Annotated in this window: 18 protein-coding genes; 6 read left to right on the plus strand and 12 right to left on the minus strand. The window is 56.1% G+C overall.

The features are described 5' to 3' along the window. Positions 1-5 precede the first annotated feature (5 nt). The 5 genes from tdcC to ACOTXD_RS00820 all read left to right on the plus strand — a co-directional run bounded on the left by tdcC (position 6) and on the right by ACOTXD_RS00820 (position 7,817). Positions 6-1,337, plus strand: coding sequence for a threonine/serine transporter TdcC (gene tdcC, locus ACOTXD_RS00800; RefSeq protein WP_003862666.1), 1,332 nt, complete (start codon positions 6-8; stop codon positions 1,335-1,337). Positions 1,338-1,367: 30 nt separating this feature from the next. Beyond that, positions 1,368-2,576, plus strand: a complete 1,209-nt coding sequence (gene tdcD / locus ACOTXD_RS00805; protein ID WP_003862665.1) for a propionate kinase — start codon at positions 1,368-1,370, stop codon at positions 2,574-2,576. Positions 2,577-2,591: 15 nt separating this feature from the next. Continuing rightward, the gene (gene pflB / locus ACOTXD_RS00810; protein WP_061856809.1) at positions 2,592-4,886 is read left to right on the plus strand and encodes a formate C-acetyltransferase; all 2,295 of its coding nucleotides are present in this window, start codon (positions 2,592-2,594) and stop codon (positions 4,884-4,886) included. A 274-nt stretch (positions 4,887-5,160) separates the two neighbouring features. Beyond that, the gene (locus ACOTXD_RS00815; RefSeq protein ID WP_022649483.1) at positions 5,161-6,492 is read left to right on the plus strand and encodes an amino acid permease; all 1,332 of its coding nucleotides are present in this window, start codon (positions 5,161-5,163) and stop codon (positions 6,490-6,492) included. 20 nt (positions 6,493-6,512) lie between these two features. Next, complete coding sequence (locus tag ACOTXD_RS00820) at positions 6,513-7,817, plus strand: serine dehydratase subunit alpha family protein (protein WP_061856810.1); 1,305 nt, start codon at positions 6,513-6,515, stop codon at positions 7,815-7,817. A 79-nt stretch (positions 7,818-7,896) separates the two neighbouring features. On the opposite strand, the gene ACOTXD_RS00825 is transcribed toward ACOTXD_RS00820, so the two are convergent. Beyond that, the gene (locus ACOTXD_RS00825; RefSeq protein WP_003862658.1) at positions 7,897-8,598 is read right to left on the minus strand and encodes a pirin family protein; all 702 of its coding nucleotides are present in this window, start codon (positions 8,596-8,598) and stop codon (positions 7,897-7,899) included. A 104-nt stretch (positions 8,599-8,702) separates the two neighbouring features. On the opposite strand from ACOTXD_RS00825, the gene yhaJ reads away from it, so the two are divergent. Continuing rightward, a complete protein-coding gene (gene yhaJ / locus ACOTXD_RS00830; protein WP_003862655.1) occupies positions 8,703-9,605 on the plus strand; it encodes a DNA-binding transcriptional regulator YhaJ in 903 nt (300 codons plus the stop codon). A 38-nt stretch (positions 9,606-9,643) separates the two neighbouring features. Here yhaJ and ACOTXD_RS00835 read toward each other — a convergent pair whose 3' ends face one another. The 11 genes from ACOTXD_RS00835 to ACOTXD_RS00885 all read right to left on the minus strand — a co-directional run bounded on the left by ACOTXD_RS00835 (position 9,644) and on the right by ACOTXD_RS00885 (position 17,025). After that, complete coding sequence (locus ACOTXD_RS00835) at positions 9,644-10,009, minus strand: DUF805 domain-containing protein (protein ID WP_000384149.1); 366 nt, start codon at positions 10,007-10,009, stop codon at positions 9,644-9,646. Between the two features lie 106 nt (positions 10,010-10,115). Further along, positions 10,116-11,102 carry a glutathione S-transferase family protein gene (locus ACOTXD_RS00840; protein ID WP_061856811.1) on the minus strand — a complete coding sequence of 329 codons (987 nt, stop codon included), beginning with the start codon at positions 11,100-11,102 and terminating at the stop codon, positions 10,116-10,118. 72 nt (positions 11,103-11,174) lie between these two features. Then, a complete protein-coding gene (locus ACOTXD_RS00845) occupies positions 11,175-11,567 on the minus strand; it encodes a DoxX family protein (protein ID WP_003862651.1) in 393 nt (130 codons plus the stop codon). Between the two features lie 253 nt (positions 11,568-11,820). Next, positions 11,821-12,117, minus strand: coding sequence for a YqjK-like family protein (locus ACOTXD_RS00850; protein WP_045345571.1), 297 nt, complete (start codon positions 12,115-12,117; stop codon positions 11,821-11,823). Further along, positions 12,114-12,512, minus strand: a complete 399-nt coding sequence (locus tag ACOTXD_RS00855; RefSeq protein ID WP_003862647.1) for a phage holin family protein — start codon at positions 12,510-12,512, stop codon at positions 12,114-12,116. Before ACOTXD_RS00855 ends, ACOTXD_RS00850 begins: the two co-directional genes overlap by 4 nt. A gap of 2 nt (positions 12,513-12,514) precedes the next feature. Then, positions 12,515-12,820: a DUF883 family protein gene (locus tag ACOTXD_RS00860; RefSeq protein ID WP_003862645.1), complete on the minus strand. Its 306-nt coding sequence runs from the start codon at positions 12,818-12,820 to the stop codon at positions 12,515-12,517. A gap of 29 nt (positions 12,821-12,849) precedes the next feature. Continuing rightward, entirely contained in the window at positions 12,850-13,218 is a 369-nt protein-coding gene (locus tag ACOTXD_RS00865; RefSeq protein WP_003862642.1) for a DUF1090 domain-containing protein, read from the minus strand. A gap of 143 nt (positions 13,219-13,361) precedes the next feature. Then, complete coding sequence (mzrA, locus tag ACOTXD_RS00870) at positions 13,362-13,745, minus strand: EnvZ/OmpR regulon moderator MzrA (protein WP_003862640.1); 384 nt, start codon at positions 13,743-13,745, stop codon at positions 13,362-13,364. A 2-nt stretch (positions 13,746-13,747) separates the two neighbouring features. Next, positions 13,748-14,410, minus strand: coding sequence for a DedA family general envelope maintenance protein YqjA (gene yqjA / locus ACOTXD_RS00875; RefSeq protein WP_003862638.1), 663 nt, complete (start codon positions 14,408-14,410; stop codon positions 13,748-13,750). Between the two features lie 342 nt (positions 14,411-14,752). Continuing rightward, positions 14,753-15,529, minus strand: a complete 777-nt coding sequence (exuR, locus tag ACOTXD_RS00880; RefSeq protein WP_003862635.1) for a transcriptional regulator ExuR — start codon at positions 15,527-15,529, stop codon at positions 14,753-14,755. A gap of 197 nt (positions 15,530-15,726) precedes the next feature. Next, positions 15,727-17,025, minus strand: coding sequence for an MFS transporter (locus ACOTXD_RS00885; RefSeq protein WP_003862634.1), 1,299 nt, complete (start codon positions 17,023-17,025; stop codon positions 15,727-15,729). Between the last annotated feature and the right edge of the window lie 339 nt (positions 17,026-17,364).

Consider the following 17,364-nt stretch of genomic DNA (forward strand, 5'->3'; position numbering starts at 1 on the left):
GACTTATGAGCAACACAGAAAGCATTATCGTTGGCCAGACAAAAACGTCCTCCTGGCGTAAATCTGATACCACCTGGACGCTCGGCCTGTTTGGTACCGCCATTGGCGCAGGCGTGCTGTTCTTCCCTATCCGTGCAGGCTTTGGCGGCTTGATCCCCATCCTGCTGATGCTGGTACTCGCGTTCCCGATTGCCTTTTACTGCCACCGCGCGCTGGCGCGTCTGTGTTTGTCCGGCAGTAACGTCTCCGGCAACATCACCGAAACGGTGGAGGAGCATTTTGGTAAGACCGGCGGGGTGGTAATCACCTTCCTCTACTTCTTTGCCATTTGCCCGCTGCTGTGGATTTACGGCGTCACCATTACCAACACCTTTATGACCTTCTGGGAAAACCAGCTCCAGATGCCCGCCCTGAACCGCGGCGTGGTGGCGCTGTTCCTGCTGCTGCTGATGGCCTTTGTTATCTGGTTCGGTAAAGACCTGATGGTGAAAGTGATGAGCTACCTGGTGTTCCCGTTCATCGCCAGCCTGGTGTTGATTTCTCTCTCGCTGATCCCGTACTGGAACTCGGCGGTGATCGACCAGGTTAACCTGAGCGATATCGCCTTCACCGGTCATGACGGCATTCTGGTCACGGTGTGGCTGGGGATCTCCATCATGGTCTTCTCCTTCAACTTCTCGCCTATCGTCTCCTCGTTTGTGGTCTCCAAGCGCGAAGAGTACGAACCGGAGTTCGGGAAAGAGTTTACCGAGCAGAAATGTTCCAAAATCATCGGTCGCGCCAGCCTGCTGATGGTGGCGGTGGTGATGTTCTTCGCCTTTAGCTGCCTGTTTACACTCTCTCCGCAGAACATGGCGGACGCCAAAGCGCAGAACATTCCGGTGCTCTCTTACCTGGCGAACCACTTTGCGTCGATGTCAGGCAGTAAATCCACGTTCGCCACCGTGCTGGAGTACGGCGCGTCCATCATCGCGCTGGTCGCTATCTTTAAATCCTTCTTCGGCCACTATCTGGGCACGCTGGAGGGGCTGAACGGCCTGATCATCAAGTTCGGCTACAAGGGCGACAAGAAGAACGTCTCCGTCGGCAAGCTGAACACCATCAGCATGGTCTTCATCATGGGCTCCACCTGGATTGTGGCCTACGCCAACCCGAACATTCTGGACCTCATTGAAGCCATGGGCGCGCCAATTATCGCCTCTCTGCTGTGCCTGCTGCCGATGTACGCCATCCGCAAGGCACCGGCGCTGGCGAAATACAAAGGCCGGACCGAGAACATCTTCGTAACCGTGGTCGGACTGCTGACCATTCTGAACATCGTGTACAAACTGTTTTAAACCAAAGCTCAGGAAGAGCGGAGCCATACCATGATTGAGTTTCCGGTAGTACTGGTCATTAACTGCGGATCGTCCTCTGTTAAGTTCTCGGTGCTGGACGCCGCAGGCTGCGATGCCCTGATGACGGGCATTGCGGACGGCATCAACACAGAAAAAGCCTTTATTTCCGTGAATGGGGGTGAGCCGGTCAGACTGGCTCACCAGGACTACGAAGGGGCGCTGGCCGCCATTGCCCTGGAGCTGGAGAAACGCAACCTGATGGGCAGCGTGGCTTTGATTGGCCATCGCATTGCCCACGGCGGTGACCTCTTCAGCGAGTCGACCCTGATCACGGAAGAGGTGATGGCGCAGATCCGCCAGGTCTCCCCGCTGGCGCCGCTGCATAACTACGCCAACCTGAGCGGCGTGGAAGCCGCCGAGCGCCTGTTCCCCGGCGTGCAGCAGGTGGCGGTATTTGATACCAGCTTCCACCAGACCATGCCGCCGCAGGCGTATCTGTACGGCTTGCCGTACCGCTATTTTGAAGAGCTGGGCGTGCGCCGCTACGGTTTCCATGGCACCTCTCACCGCTATGTGTCGGCGCAGGCGCACGCGCTTTTCGGGCTCTCTCCCGATGACAGCGGCCTGGTGATTGCCCATCTCGGCAACGGGGCGTCCATCTGCGCGGTGCGTAACGGCGTAAGCGTGGACACGTCCATGGGGATGACGCCGCTTGAAGGACTGGTGATGGGCACGCGCTGCGGAGACGTGGATTTTGGCGCGATGGCGTGGATTGCCCGGCAGACCGGCCAGTCGTTCGAGGATCTGGAGCGCGTGGTCAACAAAGAGTCCGGGCTGCTGGGGATCTCCGGTATCTCCTCCGATTTGCGCGCGCTGGAGAAAGCCTGGCATGACGGCAACGAGCGGGCGCGGCTGGCAATAAAGACCTTTGTCCACCGGATTGCGCGGCATATCGCCGGTCATGCCGCGTCCCTGCACCGTCTGGATGGCGTGGTGTTTACCGGCGGGATCGGTGAGAACTCCGTGCTTATCCGCGCGCTGGTGGCGGAGCATCTGAAGGTGTTTGGCATCATCCTCGACGAGTCCAAAAATGCCCTGCCGGGCAGCGCGGGCGAGCGCGTGATCTCCACCGAGTCGTCCCGCGCGGCCTGCGCGGTGATCCCTACCAATGAAGAAAAAATGATCGCGCTGGACGCCCTCCGTCTTGGGAAGGTTACTCCGGCTGCGGCTTACGCCTGATAAAGCGAGAATCTGATGAAAGTAACAATCGATACGGGCGTCGCGCCTTACAGCGACGCATGGGCCGGGTTTCGTGGTGAAGAATGGAAAAACGCCATCAACGTGCGCGATTTTATTCAGCATAACTACACCCCTTATGAAGGCGATGAAGCTTTCCTCGCGCAGGCGACGCCAGCAACGACGGCGCTGTGGCAGAAGGTGATGGTCGGCATTCGTCAGGAGAATGCCACCCACGCTCCGGTGGATTTCGACACCAACATCGCCACTACCATTACCGCGCACGGGCCGGGCTATATTGATCAGGAGCTGGAGACGATCGTCGGCCTGCAAACCGACAAGCCGCTCAAGCGCGCCCTGCATCCGTACGGCGGGATCAACATGATCCGCAGCTCGTTCGAAGCCTACGGTCGCGAGATGGATCCGCAGTTTGAATATCTCTTCACAGACCTGCGCAAAACCCACAACCAGGGCGTGTTTGACGTTTACTCCCCGGAGATGATGCGCTGCCGCAAATCGGGGGTACTGACCGGTCTGCCGGACGGCTACGGGCGCGGACGCATCATCGGCGACTACCGCCGCGTGGCGCTGTACGGCATCAGCTATCTGGTGCGCGAGCGTGAACTTCAGTTCGCCGATCTCCAGGGGAAACTGGAGCGCGGAGAAGAACTGGAGGCCACGATCCGCCTGCGCGAGGAGCTGGCGGAGCATAAACGTGCGTTGCTCCAGATCCAGCAGATGGCGGCGAACTATGGCTTTGACATTTCACGTCCGGCGATGAATGCGCAGGAAGCGGTGCAGTGGGTCTACTTTGCCTACCTTGCCGCAGTGAAATCCCAGAACGGCGGAGCCATGTCGCTGGGGCGCACGGCCTCGTTCCTCGATATCTACATCGAACGCGACATGCAGGCTGGGCGGCTGAATGAGGTGCAGGCCCAGGAGCTGATCGACCACTTCATCATGAAGATCCGCATGGTGCGCTTCCTGCGCACGCCGGAGTTCGACACGCTCTTCTCCGGCGATCCGACCTGGGCCACGGAAGTGATTGGCGGCATGGGGCTGGACGGGCGCACGCTGGTGACTAAAAACAGCTTCCGCTACCTGCATACCCTGCACACCATGGGGCCTGCGCCGGAGCCAAACCTGACGATCCTCTGGTCCGAAAAACTGCCGATCGCGTTCAAGAAATACGCCGCACAGGTGTCGATCGTCACCTCCTCGCTGCAATACGAGAACGACGATCTGATGCGCACCGACTTCAACAGCGACGACTACGCCATTGCCTGCTGCGTCAGCCCGATGGTGATCGGCAAGCAGATGCAGTTCTTCGGCGCACGCGCCAACCTTGCGAAAACGCTGCTGTACGCAATCAACGGCGGGGTGGATGAGAAGCTGAAGATCCAGGTCGGTCCTAAAACCGAGCCGCTGCTGGATGAGGTACTGGATTACGACACCGTAATGGCGAGCCTCGATCACTTCATGGACTGGCTGGCGGTACAGTACATCAGCGCGCTGAATCTCATTCACTATATGCATGATAAATACAGCTACGAAGCCTCGCTGATGGCGCTGCACGACCGGGACGTCTACCGCACCATGGCCTGCGGCATTGCCGGGCTGTCGGTGGCGGCGGATTCCCTGTCGGCCATCAAATACGCCACGGTAAAACCGGTACGCGACCACACTGGTCTGGCGGTCGATTTCATCATCGAAGGCGACTATCCGCAGTACGGCAACAACGACGATCGTGTGGACAGTATCGCCTGCGATCTGGTTGAGCGCTTTATGAAGAAAATCCAGGCGCTGCCGACGTACCGCAACGCGGTACCGACGCAGTCGATCCTGACCATCACCTCCAACGTGGTTTACGGCCAGAAGACCGGGAACACGCCGGACGGACGACGCGGCGGCACGCCGTTTGCGCCTGGCGCCAACCCGATGCACGGGCGCGACAGAAAAGGGGCGGTGGCGTCGTTAACCTCGGTCGCCAAGCTGCCGTTCACCTATGCCAAAGACGGGATTTCCTACACCTTCTCCATCGTGCCGCAGGCACTGGGCAAGGACGAGCCGGTGCGCAAAACCAACCTTGTCGGGCTGCTGGACGGATACTTCCACCACGAAGCGACCATTGAGGGCGGTCAGCACCTGAACGTCAACGTGATGAACAGGGAGATGCTGCTGGATGCCATCGCCCATCCGGAGAATTATCCGAACCTGACGATCCGCGTTTCAGGCTATGCGGTGCGGTTTAATGCTCTGACGCGCGAGCAGCAGCAGGATGTGATTTCGAGGACGTTTACGCAGGCGATGTAATGCAGGCTCCATCTTCAGCCTCCTCTAATGAGGAGGCTTTTAATTTTGTGAACTCGGTCGATTTTAGAAAACTCACTCTCTTTTCTGCTGTTCAGAAGTAATATTTTCCTCGCGCCTTATGAAATCCCTATAAAACTTGTGACTTTTTTCTCCCGCTCTCCGGATATGATCTCCCCATATCAATAACTCACACCTGCACCCTCTGACTCGCAATCGCTGGCGGTCGGAACCTTATAAAAACAACCAGTTACCCTACAAAATAAGCGAGTGCCCAATGAATATGGCAACAAACAGCAGTGTGATTGTGAGTGATTCCCCTGCGGCAAGGCGGGCGGGAATGAGCGAAAGCGAATGGCGAGAGGCGATCAAATTTGACAGCACCGATACGGGCTGGGTCATCATGAGTATCGGGATGGCTATCGGCGCGGGCATCGTTTTTCTTCCGGTGCAGGTCGGGTTAATGGGGCTGTGGGTGTTTTTACTCTCGTCGATAATTGGTTATCCGGCTATGTACCTGTTCCAGCGCCTGTTTATTAATACGCTGGCGGAATCACCGGAATGCAAAGATTACCCGAGCGTCATTAGCGGTTATTTAGGTAAAAACTGGGGCATCTTATTGGGTGCGCTTTATTTCGTGATGCTGGTGATCTGGATGTTTGTCTATTCCACGGCTATCACCAACGACAGCGCCTCCTATTTGCACACCTTCGGCGTAACCGACGGTTTGCTGTCGGAAAATCCGTTCTATGGCTTATTCCTGATCTGCATTCTGGTCGCTATCTCGTCGCGCGGTGAAAAACTGCTGTTTAAAGTCTCCAGCCTGATGGTGCTGACCAAATTATTTGTAGTGGCGGCGCTGGGTCTTTCGATGATTGGCCTCTGGCATTTAGCCAACGTCGGTATGCTGCCGCCGATGGGGCTGCTGATTAAAAACGCCATTATTACGCTGCCTTTCACCTTAACCTCCATTCTGTTTATTCAGACTTTAAGCCCGATGGTGATTTCCTATCGTTCACGGGAAAAATCCGTAGAGGTGGCGCGTCATAAAGCGCTGCGGGCAATGAATATCGCCTTTGGCGTGCTGTTTGTGACGGTCTTTTTCTACGCGGTCTCCTTCACGCTGGCGATGGGGCACGACGAGGCGGTAAAAGCCTACGAGCAGAATATTTCCGCCCTGGCAATCGCAGCACAGTTCATCAGCGGTGACGGTGCGGGCTGGGTCAAAATCGTCAGCGTGATCCTCAACATTTTCGCCGTGATGACCGCGTTCTTTGGCGTCTATCTCGGCTTTCGTGAGGCGACGCAGGGCATCGTGATGAACATCCTGCGCCGCAAAATGCCGGCGGAAAAAATCAATGAAAATGCCGTCCAGCGCGGGATTATGCTGTTCGCCATCCTGCTGGCCTGGAGCGCGATTGTATTAAACGCGCCGGTGCTGAGCTTCACCTCCATCTGTAGCCCTATTTTCGGGATGGTGGGCTGCTTAATTCCGGCGTGGCTGGTCTACAAAGTGCCCGCACTTCATAAATATAAAGGCGTATCGCTGGTAATTATCGTAATTACCGGGCTGCTGCTTTGTGTTTCTCCTTTCCTCGCCTTCTCATGAGGTTAAATAAGGTCGTAACGATGTCTGAGCAAATTAATCCTTTATGGAACCATTTTATTCGCGCCGTGCAGGAAGAGGTAAAGCCTGCGCTGGGCTGTACCGAACCCGTCTCGCTGGCGCTGGCGTGTGCGATGGCTGCCGGACAGCTTTCCGGTGAGGTAACGCGTATCGAGGCGTGGGTATCGCCGAACCTGATGAAAAACGGGCTTGGCGTAACGGTGCCCGGAACCGGTATGGTCGGTTTACCCATCGCGGCCGCGCTGGGGGCGACAGGCGGTAATGCACACGCCGGGCTGGAGGTGTTGAAAGACGCGTCGGCCGAGGCGCTAACGCGCGCCAAAGCACTGCTGAACGCGGGTCTGGTGCAGGTAAAATTGCAGGAGCCGTGCGATGAGATCCTTTATTCACGCGCCTGCGTTTACGCCGGTGAATCCTCGGCGATGGTGACTATCGCTGGCGGGCACACTCGCGTGGTGGAGGTAGTTTGTCAGGGCGAAACGTGCTTCAGGCTTGACGATCGTCAGAGCCAGAACAACGACGATCCGCTGGCGGTGCTCTCGACCACCACGCTGTCGCAGATCCTTGAGTTTGTGGAGCAGGTGCCGTTCGACGCGATCCGCTTTATCCTCGATGCGGGGCGGCTGAACGATGCGCTCTCCCGCGAAGGTTTGCGTGGTAACTGGGGGCTGCATATTGGCGCGACGCTCAATAAACAACGCGCACGCGGCTGGATGGCGCAGGATCTGGGATCAGACATTATTATCCGCACCAGCGCAGCCTCGGATGCCCGCATGGGAGGCGCGACGCTGCCAGCGATGAGCAACTCGGGTTCCGGGAATCAGGGCATCACCGCCACCATGCCGGTAGTGGTGGTGGCTGAGCACGTTCAGGCTGATGACGAACGGCTGGCGCGGGCGCTGATGCTCTCGCATTTGTCGGCTATCTATATCCATTACCAGCTTCCGCGCTTGTCCGCGTTGTGCGCGGCGACAACCGCCGGAATGGGGGCAGCGGCGGGGATGGCGTGGCTGATGGGCGGATCTTACCAGACCATTGCCATGGCGATCGGCAGTATGATCGGCGACGTGAGCGGGGTGATCTGCGATGGGGCTTCTAACAGCTGTGCAATGAAGGTCTCGACCAGCGTCACCAGCGCCTGGAAAGCCGTGATGATGGCGCTGGATGATACTGCGGTGACGGGTAACGAGGGGATTGTGGCGCACGACGTGGAACAGTCGATCTCTAACCTGTGCGCCCTGGCGTGCCGCTCAATGCAGGCGACGGACCGGCAGATCATTGAGATTATGGCGAGTAAGGTGTTGTGATTTAATCCAACCCGTTACCCCTCACCCTAACCCTCTCCCATAGGGAGAGGGAACCGATCGAGCGAGGGGCGTGTTGATCTTAAACCGGCAAATCAATCAACAGCGCGCGCAGCGGCGTATCGGCAACCAGAGTGATATTAGCTTCGTCACGAATAAACGCCCCGTCACCGCAGGTGAGCGCTTCTTTCTCTTCCGTATGCGTGACCGCATGCACCGTTCCGTGAATGGACTGCAAATAGGCTCGCGGGCCATGAAGCTGGAAGCTCGCCTGTTCACCTTTTTTCAGTTCGATATGGTGCAGCCACACCTGCTGGCGTAACTGCAAGCTGCCTTTGCTGCCGTCCGGCGAGGCAATCAGCTGCTGTTGATCGCCCTTCAGATCGATCTTTTGCACCAGCGGATTTTCCCGCTCCGGACAGGCATCCAGCCACAGCTGCATGCGGGTCAGCGTTTTGTCTTTGCTGAGGTTATGCTCACTGTAGCTAATACCTGGCTGAGTAGAAATTAACAGCGCCTCGCCAGCCTTCGCCTGGACATGATTGCCCTCGCTATCGCGGTATTCTGCCTCGCCTTCCAGGATCAGGTTCAGGATATCGACTTTCGGGTACGTGCGCGGCTGGAAGGACGCGCCCGGGGCGAGCACCTCCTGATTCAATACACGCAGTGAAGCGTAACCGAGGAGTTTAGGGTCAAAGTAGTGTCCAAAGGAAAAGGTGTAGCGGGCCTGCAACCAACCGAAATCGGCTTGTCCGCACTGTTTCGCTGTTCTTGTCGTAATCATAAACTTGACCTCTCTTTACACTAAATCAATGGTAAAGGTATGGACGCTGCATTGTTAGCCAGATATTCTGCCTGGTATGTTCAAATTTCCTGAATGAGAACGAGATGGCTAAAGAGAGAGCATTGACGCTTGAGGCGCTTCGCGTCATGGACGCGATTGACAGGCGCGGCAGTTTTGCCGCGGCGGCAGATGAACTGGGGCGCGTTCCGTCTGCGCTGAGCTACACCATGCAAAAGCTGGAAGAGGAGCTGGATGTTGTGCTCTTCGATCGCTCCGGTCATCGAACAAAATTCACCAACGTTGGGCGGATGCTGCTGGAGCGCGGCCGCGTATTGCTGGAAGCGGCGGATAAGCTGACGACCGATGCCGAAGCGCTGGCCCGCGGCTGGGAAACCCATCTGACGTTAGTGACCGAAGCGCTGGTGCCCACCGAAGCGCTGTTTCCGCTGGTGGACAGACTGGCCGCGAAAGCCAATACCCAGCTGTCGATCATCACCGAGGTGCTGGCCGGGGCATGGGAGCGTCTTGAGACGGGCAGGGCGGATATCGTGATTGCGCCAGACATGCATTTCCGCTCATCGTCAGAAATCAATTCGCGCAAGCTCTACAGCGTGATGAACGTCTACGTCGCCGCGCCGGATCACCCTATCCATCAGGAGCCGGAGCCGCTCTCTGAGGTCACGCGCGTGAAATACCGCGGCGTGGCGGTCGCGGATACCGCCCGAGAGCGCCCGGTGTTAACGGTACAGTTGCTGGATAAACAGCCGCGACTGACGGTAACGTCGCTGGAAGATAAGCGTCAGGCGCTCCTGGCGGGGCTGGGCGTGGCGACTATGCCGTACCCGTTTGTCGAAAAGGACATTGCAGAAGGGCGGCTGCGCGTCGTCAGCCCGGAATACACCAGCGAAGTGGATATTATTATGGCGTGGCGTCGCGATAGCATGGGCGAAGCCAAATCGTGGTGTTTGCGTGAAATTCCCAAGCTCTTTGCCCACCACAACAAATAAGCGTAGGCCCGGTAAGCGTAAGCGCCACCGGGCAGAATTTACGCGCTTGCCTTAGGATCCGGACCAAAGCGGTTTTCGCCCGGCGTTCCGCTCTGACAGTTGAAAATCAAAATCACGATCCAGCCGATAAGCGGGATCAACAGCAACAGCAGCCACCACGCCGAACGATCGGTGTCGTGGAGACGACGAAACAGTACGGCCCATGAAGGCAGCAGAACTAACACACCATAAATGGTGGTGAGAATGCCTTCACCCCCCTCGCGTTCCCAGCCGAGGATCTTGTCCACAATGCCCAGTACCATAATCAGGACGAAGTTCACCAGAACGAACATCCAGTACTCTTTACGGCGGGCACGGCCACCAAAACCAAAATAGTTGCGCAGTACCTTTAAATACCAGTCCATTTTTCCTTGCCTCTTAATCAGTCAATCACTTGTTTTCTAAGCGATCGAGGTAAGGATAGATGTATGCTGTGAATTAAAAAAGGGAATCAATTGATTCCCTAAATAATTATCCGAAACGCACGTCGCGCCCGTGCGGTTCATCCAGGTCCTGCCACGGGCCAATGGAGATAATGCCCGTTGGGTTGATGGTCTTATGACTGCGGAAATAATGGGTGCGAATATGGTCAAAATTGACCGTCTTCGCAATCCCCGGCATCTGATAGATGTCGCGCAGGAAACCGTGCAGGTTCAGATAATCGCTGATGCGATGCTTGTCGCACTTGAAGTGGGTGACATACACCGGATCGAAGCGGACCAGCGTCGTCCACAGGCGGATGTCTGCTTCAGTGAGGCGATCGCCCGTTAAATAACGATGCTGGCCGAGGATCTGCTCCAGGCGCTCCAGGGATCCAAACACGTTGCCGACCGCTTCGTCGTACGCTTCCTGACTGGTGGCAAAGCCCGCTTTATAGACGCCGTTGTTGACGTTGTCGTAGATCCAGCCGTTCAGCTCGTCAATTTTCTCGCGCAACTCAACCGGGTAGTAATCCCCGGCGCGGGCGCCGTGCGCGTCAAACGCGGTATTGAACATGCGAATGATTTCAGCGGATTCATTGCTGACGATCGTCTGGTTTTTCTTGTCCCACAGCACCGGCACCGTTACGCGTCCGGTGTAGTGCGGATCGGCGCGCAGATAGAGCTGATACAGGAAATCGTGATGATAAAGCTCATCACCCGTCGCGGCAGGGAAGTCACTGTCGAACGTCCAGCCGTTTTCCAGCATCAGCGGGTTGACCACCGAAACCGGAATTAACGATTCGAGGCCTTTAAGCTTGCGCACAATCAGCGTGCGGTGCGCCCACGGACAGGCGAGAGAAACGTACAGATGATAACGATCTTTCTCCGCCGCGAAGCCGCCTTCGCCGCTCGGGCCGGGTGCGCCGTCGGCGGTCAGCCAGTTACGGAAGGCCGAAACAGAGCGCTTAAAGCGTCCACCGGTGGATTTGGTGTCATACCAGACATCCTGCCAGACGCCGTCTACGAGTTGTCCCATTTTTTTCTCCTCCGTCAGATAGCAAAAGCGAGGAGATGTCTCCTCGCTTTGAATGTAATCAGTATAGCGTGCTTACCACTTCTTATTCAGAAGACGGTCGATGCTGTAGGCGCCCGGGCCCGTGATAGCCAGCAGCAGGAAGCCACCCGCGATGGTCAGGTTTTTCATGAACATCAGGGAGTTCACGCCTTCCGCAAAGTTGCTGTGGAAGATGAACGCGGTCAGCAGGGTAAAGCCTGCGGTGAACAGCGCCGTGGTGCGGGTCAGGAAACCGAACAGCACTGCCAGGCCGCCGCCGAACTCAAGCAGAATGGTCAGTGGCAGCAGGAACCCCGGCACGCCCATCGCTTCCATATACTGCTGAGTGCCCGCATAGCCGGTAATTTTGCCCCAGCCTGCGGTGATGAACAGAATTGGCATCAGAATACGCGCTACCAGTACACCAACATCTTCTAATTTTTTCATTTTACTCTCCAGGGAACCACATCAGCGGCTAAACGTTATTTGCGTGCAAATTCGGGTAGATACCGCGTCTTTGCTGTCGATGGAGAGGAGTGTAAACGGGGCGGATGGCAATTGTTAGCAAGGAAAACTGTTAATCTTCTTCAAAGATATTGAGTAAGGGAGCGTGCGGGCTGGTGCCCTCACCCCATCCCTCTCCCACAGGGAGAGGGGGCAAAAACAAAAAACGGTAACCAGGGTTACCGTTTTGCTTTTTTCACCGCAACTGCTGCTGTCGCAGCGTGGTTTTCACCAGACGCCAGGCGCTCCAGGCGCCAAAGCCGCGACGTGCCCAGCGGATCAGCATGTTAGGATGCCGAACCGACCAGATCGCCATCACGCTGCTGCCGACCAGCGCCCATGAACGCAGGCTCAGGACCGTTTTCCAGCCGCGGTCAAACCGATGCGTGGCTTCAACCCAGTCGCGACGGCTGGCAGACAGATCCAGTCGCTGCTGCTGGATTTGGCTCAACAGATACGCTTTCCGCTTTTGACGTTCGGCTTTGTCGCTCACGACTTATCATCCTCCAGCAGGGCGCGGTCGTTGGCCAGCTCCTGGCGCGTATGACGCAGGAAGGTCGACGTGCGCGCTTTATGCAGGGTCCAGATACCGCCTATCAGCGCCGCCACCAGCAGAACCACGGTAGTCGCAATCATCGCGTTCAGACGATACTGTGGATCGATAGCCCAGATGATTAACACCATCAGGCTCATCAGACCAAACGCGGCAAAGAGCATCGTAAGCCCAAGCATGAGCAGCATCTGGAAGAGGTTGGCTTTCTCCTCTTCCAGCTCCACTACCGCAAGCCGGACGCGCGTTTCGGCAATCCCGACCAGCGTCGTAAGAATACGCTGGCCAATGCCGAGGACGTTTTTAGCAGGCCCTTGTGCGTGACGTGGATCTTCCATAATCAACGACGCGTCAGCAGGACACCCAGCACCACACCCACTGCGGCGCCAATACCCACACCCGTCCATGGATTATCACGTACATATTCGTCTGCGCGCGCAGCCGCTTCGCGGGTCTGTTTCGCCAGCGCATCACCGGTTTCACCCAGACGGTAACGGCTCTCTTTCAGTGCCTGCTCCGCTTTGCTGCGCAGTTTGCTGACTTCTTCTTTCGATTTATCGGCAGAAGAGTTCAGCACCTCTTCCAGGGTGTCCGCCAGGGATTTCAGTTCAGCGCGCAGATTTTCTGAAGTTGTATCTTTTGACATGATTCTCTCCTGTTGAGATTTCCGTTAACTCAATAATCGCGAGCTTCCAGCGCTTTCAGTTCGTCCTGCGCCTCTTGCAACTTCCTCTCGCGCTTGGCAATTTTTTCCGCATCACCTTTCTCTTTCGCTTCTTGCAGGTCTTGACGGCGCTCGGCTATCTCGTCCTTCTGTTCAGCGATTTTTTCCTGATGATCGGCACGCAGCTTGCTGTCCGTACAGTTGTCTTTCACTTCGCGCAACGCTTTTTTCAGTCCGTCGATCCGGTGCTGATTGTTATGCTTTTCGGCATAACTGATTTCGCGTTGGATATCCTGTTCTTTCTCCTGACAAAGAGACATAGCGAAGGAAGCTGTGCTTAAAGAAAAAAGGGCCAGAGCCAGGGTGATGCGGTATTTCATTATAGAAACCTTCCATTGTGTTACGGCGTAAGCCGTGTTCCAGAACTAAGCGGAGAACATCTGAGGGGTGCTCCGCGTACTTAAGCATAGTAAGTAAACGGGAGTTTCACCAAAGTAGGTGAAAATATTCGGAATATTAGTCGTTAACCAAATCGATGCGACGTGTCGCGTAACCGTGACATCCAGGAGGCGACGTGGCTGTCATCATCCTGTTGCGCAATGATGTAACCCTGCGGCAGCGTGCGGTCCAGCACGGCTTTCGCCGCGGCGCTTTGCGCACTGGAGTCAAATTTTATCAGCAGCACATCGTCTTGCGGCGTGATGCTCTTAAAGCGAATCCCGTTTGCGTCGAGATGATGCCAGATGGAAAAACCATCCGGCACGCTGGTTCCCTGGCTCACAGGACGGATAGCCAGCGTCGACTCCTGATGCTGTAGCGCAGACCACAGCAGGATAAGAGCGCTGAACATCATCAGCGCGACGATGGCGTAAGAGAAGCGGCGCAGCGCGAGCGGGGAGATAACCATCGTTAACCCCTGGCCCCGTATTTCTTCTTCCACAGTACGACCAGGGACCCGACCAGGCCAAACACCAGCAGAACGACGGGCAGCAGCATCAGGCAAGACATCAGTTGGTCTTCGTATTTCATAAAGACCGGCGTTTTACCCAGCGCGTAGCCGAGCGTGGTCAGGATCAGCACCCACAGCAAGCCGCTCATCCAGTTAAAGAACTGGAAGCGCGTGCTGCTCAGGCCGGACAGGCCCGCAATGGTGGGCAGTAGGGTGCGTACGAATGCGATAAAGCGGCCGATCAGCAAGGCGGAAAGCCCATGCTTATGGAAAAGGTGGTGCGCTCGCTGGTGGTAATGGGCCGGAAGGTGCGAAAGCCAGTTCTGAACGATTCGCGTGTTACCCAGCCATCGCCCCTGAATGTAACTCACCCAGCAGCCCAGGCTGGCGGCAATGGTTAAAAGCAGGACCGTTTGCGGGAAAGCCATCGCCCCTTTTGCACAAAGCACCCCGACCAGTACCAGCAGGCTGTCGCCCGGTAAAAAGGCAGCAGGCAGCAGACCGTTCTCAAGGAACAGGATCATAAATAATACAAAGTAGAGCATGCCAATCATGGACGGGTTGGCCAGCGTTTCGAAATCCTGAGCCCAGAGGGCGTTCAGTAGTTGGGTCAAAAGTTCCATTCAGTGTTCCTGGAAATCGGTTAACGTCACGCCTGTAATTCGGGAAATACAGCACGGCGACATTGTTATGATTTCATTATGGTCGCTCGCGGACACATTGATGTGTGGCCAACACTGTTCCCTGTTAATTGGCTGGTTAGCAAGCACTAACTTACAAAATAACGAAGTGAATCCAATTGTAACAAAGCCCGACGTTCTGCGTCACAGAATTTGAGGGGAAACACGATTTTGGCGTAAGCCACGGAGGGGAGCGAGAAATTTTACAAAGGCTGACACTATATAGGTTTTCTTACCCTGTCTGGCCGGAAGGCGCGGCGGTGCGCCTGCCAGCAGTTCGGGGCGTTATTTTGCGAGATTGGTCGCGGTATCGAGGTGAACGACCGGATTATCGGCAAAAAGATAGCGGTCAGCGTTAAATTCAAAGTCATCACTTGTTTCATTAAACAGCATCTGTTTGGTGTTCTCCAGATGCTGCCACATTGCCAGTTTCGCCGCATGCGGATCTTTACGAATCAGGGCTTTAAGAATCTGGTCGTGATCGTCACACCAGTTATCTACCGTGCGGGAATCAATGTGATCGTGCAATTTCTTCCAGTACGGGTTGTGAACGCGCTGAGTCCACATTTTTTCAACGATTGCCGCCAGCGCCGTGTTCTGAGTCGCAAGGGCGACCTGGACGTGGAATTGCAGGTCCCATTCAGAATCGCGGAAACATTTTTCTTTACGCGCGTGATCCTGGATTTCCATCAGCTTCATGATGTCCTGCTTGGTCACCTGCGTCGCAGCAAATTCCGCAATGTTGCTTTCAATCAGCTGGCGAGCCTGGAGAAGCTCAAACGGACCGTAGCTGGCAAACTCCAGACTTTCGTCCGGGGTGGGGGAGTGTTTCGCCTGGCTGGAAATCACATGAATGCCGGAACCTTTGCGTACCTCAACATACCCTTCCACTTCCAGCATGATGATGGCTTCGCGGACCACCGTGCGGCTGACGCTTTTTTCATCCGCAATGAAACGCTCAGCGGGAAGTTTATCACCGACAAGATAGACCCCTTGCTCGATGCGATCTTTCAGCTCGGCGGCAAGTTGTTGATATAAACGACGTGATTCGGTGATTTCCATATGCGCTCCAGGCAGGGTACGGCGAATGATTTGTTATACCACTTTTGCGTGCCAGTCTCCAGATTTCGCCATCAAAAAAGCCGCCCGGAGGCGGCTTTTGCGTCGTTCTTGCCGGGTGGCGCTACGCTTACCCGACCTACTATTTTATTGGATTTTGTAGGCCGGGTAAGGCGGAGCCGCCACCCGGCACAACAACGCTAACTCTGCGTCGCCGGTCCTCCGAGGGACTCTTTCGCAAGTTCATCTGCGGATTTGCTTTTCAGCACCGTCCAGATAACCACCGCACCCAACAGGTCGAAGACAGCCAGTACCGCGAACAGTGGGCTGAAACCAATCGTATCCGCCAGCGCGCCGACCACCAGTGCAAACAGGGTACTTGCGGTCCAGGCGGCCATCCCGGTCAGGCCGTTGGCGGTGGCGACTTCGTTACGACCAAACACGTCGGACGAGAGCGTAATCAGCGCACCGGACAGAGACTGGTGAGCAAAGCCCCCGATACACAGCAGGGCGATAGCCACGTAAGGGCTGGTGAACAGGCCGATCATACCCGGGCCGATCATCAGCAGGGCGCCCATGGTGACCACCATCTTACGGGACACAATCAGGTTCACGCCAAACCAGCGCTGGAACAGCGGTGGCAGGTAGCCGCCGACGATACAGCCCAGGTCTGCAAACAGCATTGGCATCCAGGCGAACATCGCGATCTCTTTCAGGTTAAAGCCGTAAACTTTAAACATGAACAGTGGGATCCAGGCGTTAAACGTACCCCAGGCCGGTTCTGCCAGGAAGCGTGGCAGGGCGATACCCCAGAACTGACGGGTGCCCAGGATCTGCCAGACGGACATCTTTTTGCCGTTGTCGGTCTGATGCTGGGATTCCTGACCATTAATAATGTAGTCACGTTCTTCGTCAGACAGCTTTTTCTGGTCGCGCGGGTGTTTATAGAAAATCAGCCACGCCATGGCCCAGGCAAAGCTCAGCACACCGGAGATGATGAACGCCATCTGCCAGCTGTGCATCACAATCGCCCACACCACCAGTGGCGGAGCAATCATCGCCCCGATGGAGGAGCCCACGTTGAAGTAACCGACAGCGATAGAACGCTCTTTTGCCGGGAACCATTCAGAGCTGGCTTTCAGACCCGCGGGGATCATCGCCGCTTCGGCAGCACCTACCGCACCACGCGCCAGCGCCAGTCCGCCCCAGCTGCCGGCCAGCGCGGTCGCCCCACAGAAGACGGCCCAGGCTACAGCGAAGAAGGCATAACCAATTTTTGTACCCAGAATATCAAGAACATAACCTGCAACAGGCTGCATTACGGTGTAAGCGGCAGAGTAAGCCGCAATGATGTAAGAGTATTGCTGCGTGGAGATATGTAACTCTTCCATCAACGTTGGCGCCGCTGCTGCCACGGTGTTACGTGTCAGGTAGCCCAGCACGGTGCCGAGCGTCACCAGTGCGATCATGTACCAACGTAACCCTTTAATTTTACGCATGTAAAACCTCATCGTTATGTTATTTCCGTGTCGGGACACGGCAACAACTCAACCGTTGCCGGGAGCTGTTCTGTAACGGGAGGGGCGTAACCGGGAACCTGTCCCGGAACGGCCCGAACCTTGCCATTAGTAATCGTGCTAAGTCGGCTTCCGTACCGTTAAATCCGATGTGTCAAACACCGGTAATGCATTCCGTCGGCTTATAGTTTGCGACGGCGAAAAGATAACTTGTCATACAACTTTAAAAGGTGAGTGACATCACAAAAGTGTGAATCTTTGTAGGGACATTATGCGGCACGCGCAAAGCCAGAACTGGCGCGGCCTGAGAGAGGGTTTACC

Source organism: Enterobacter cloacae complex sp. CDL013, assembly GCF_049238805.1.
GTDB classification, from domain to species: Bacteria; Pseudomonadota; Gammaproteobacteria; order Enterobacterales; family Enterobacteriaceae; genus Enterobacter; species Enterobacter hormaechei_C.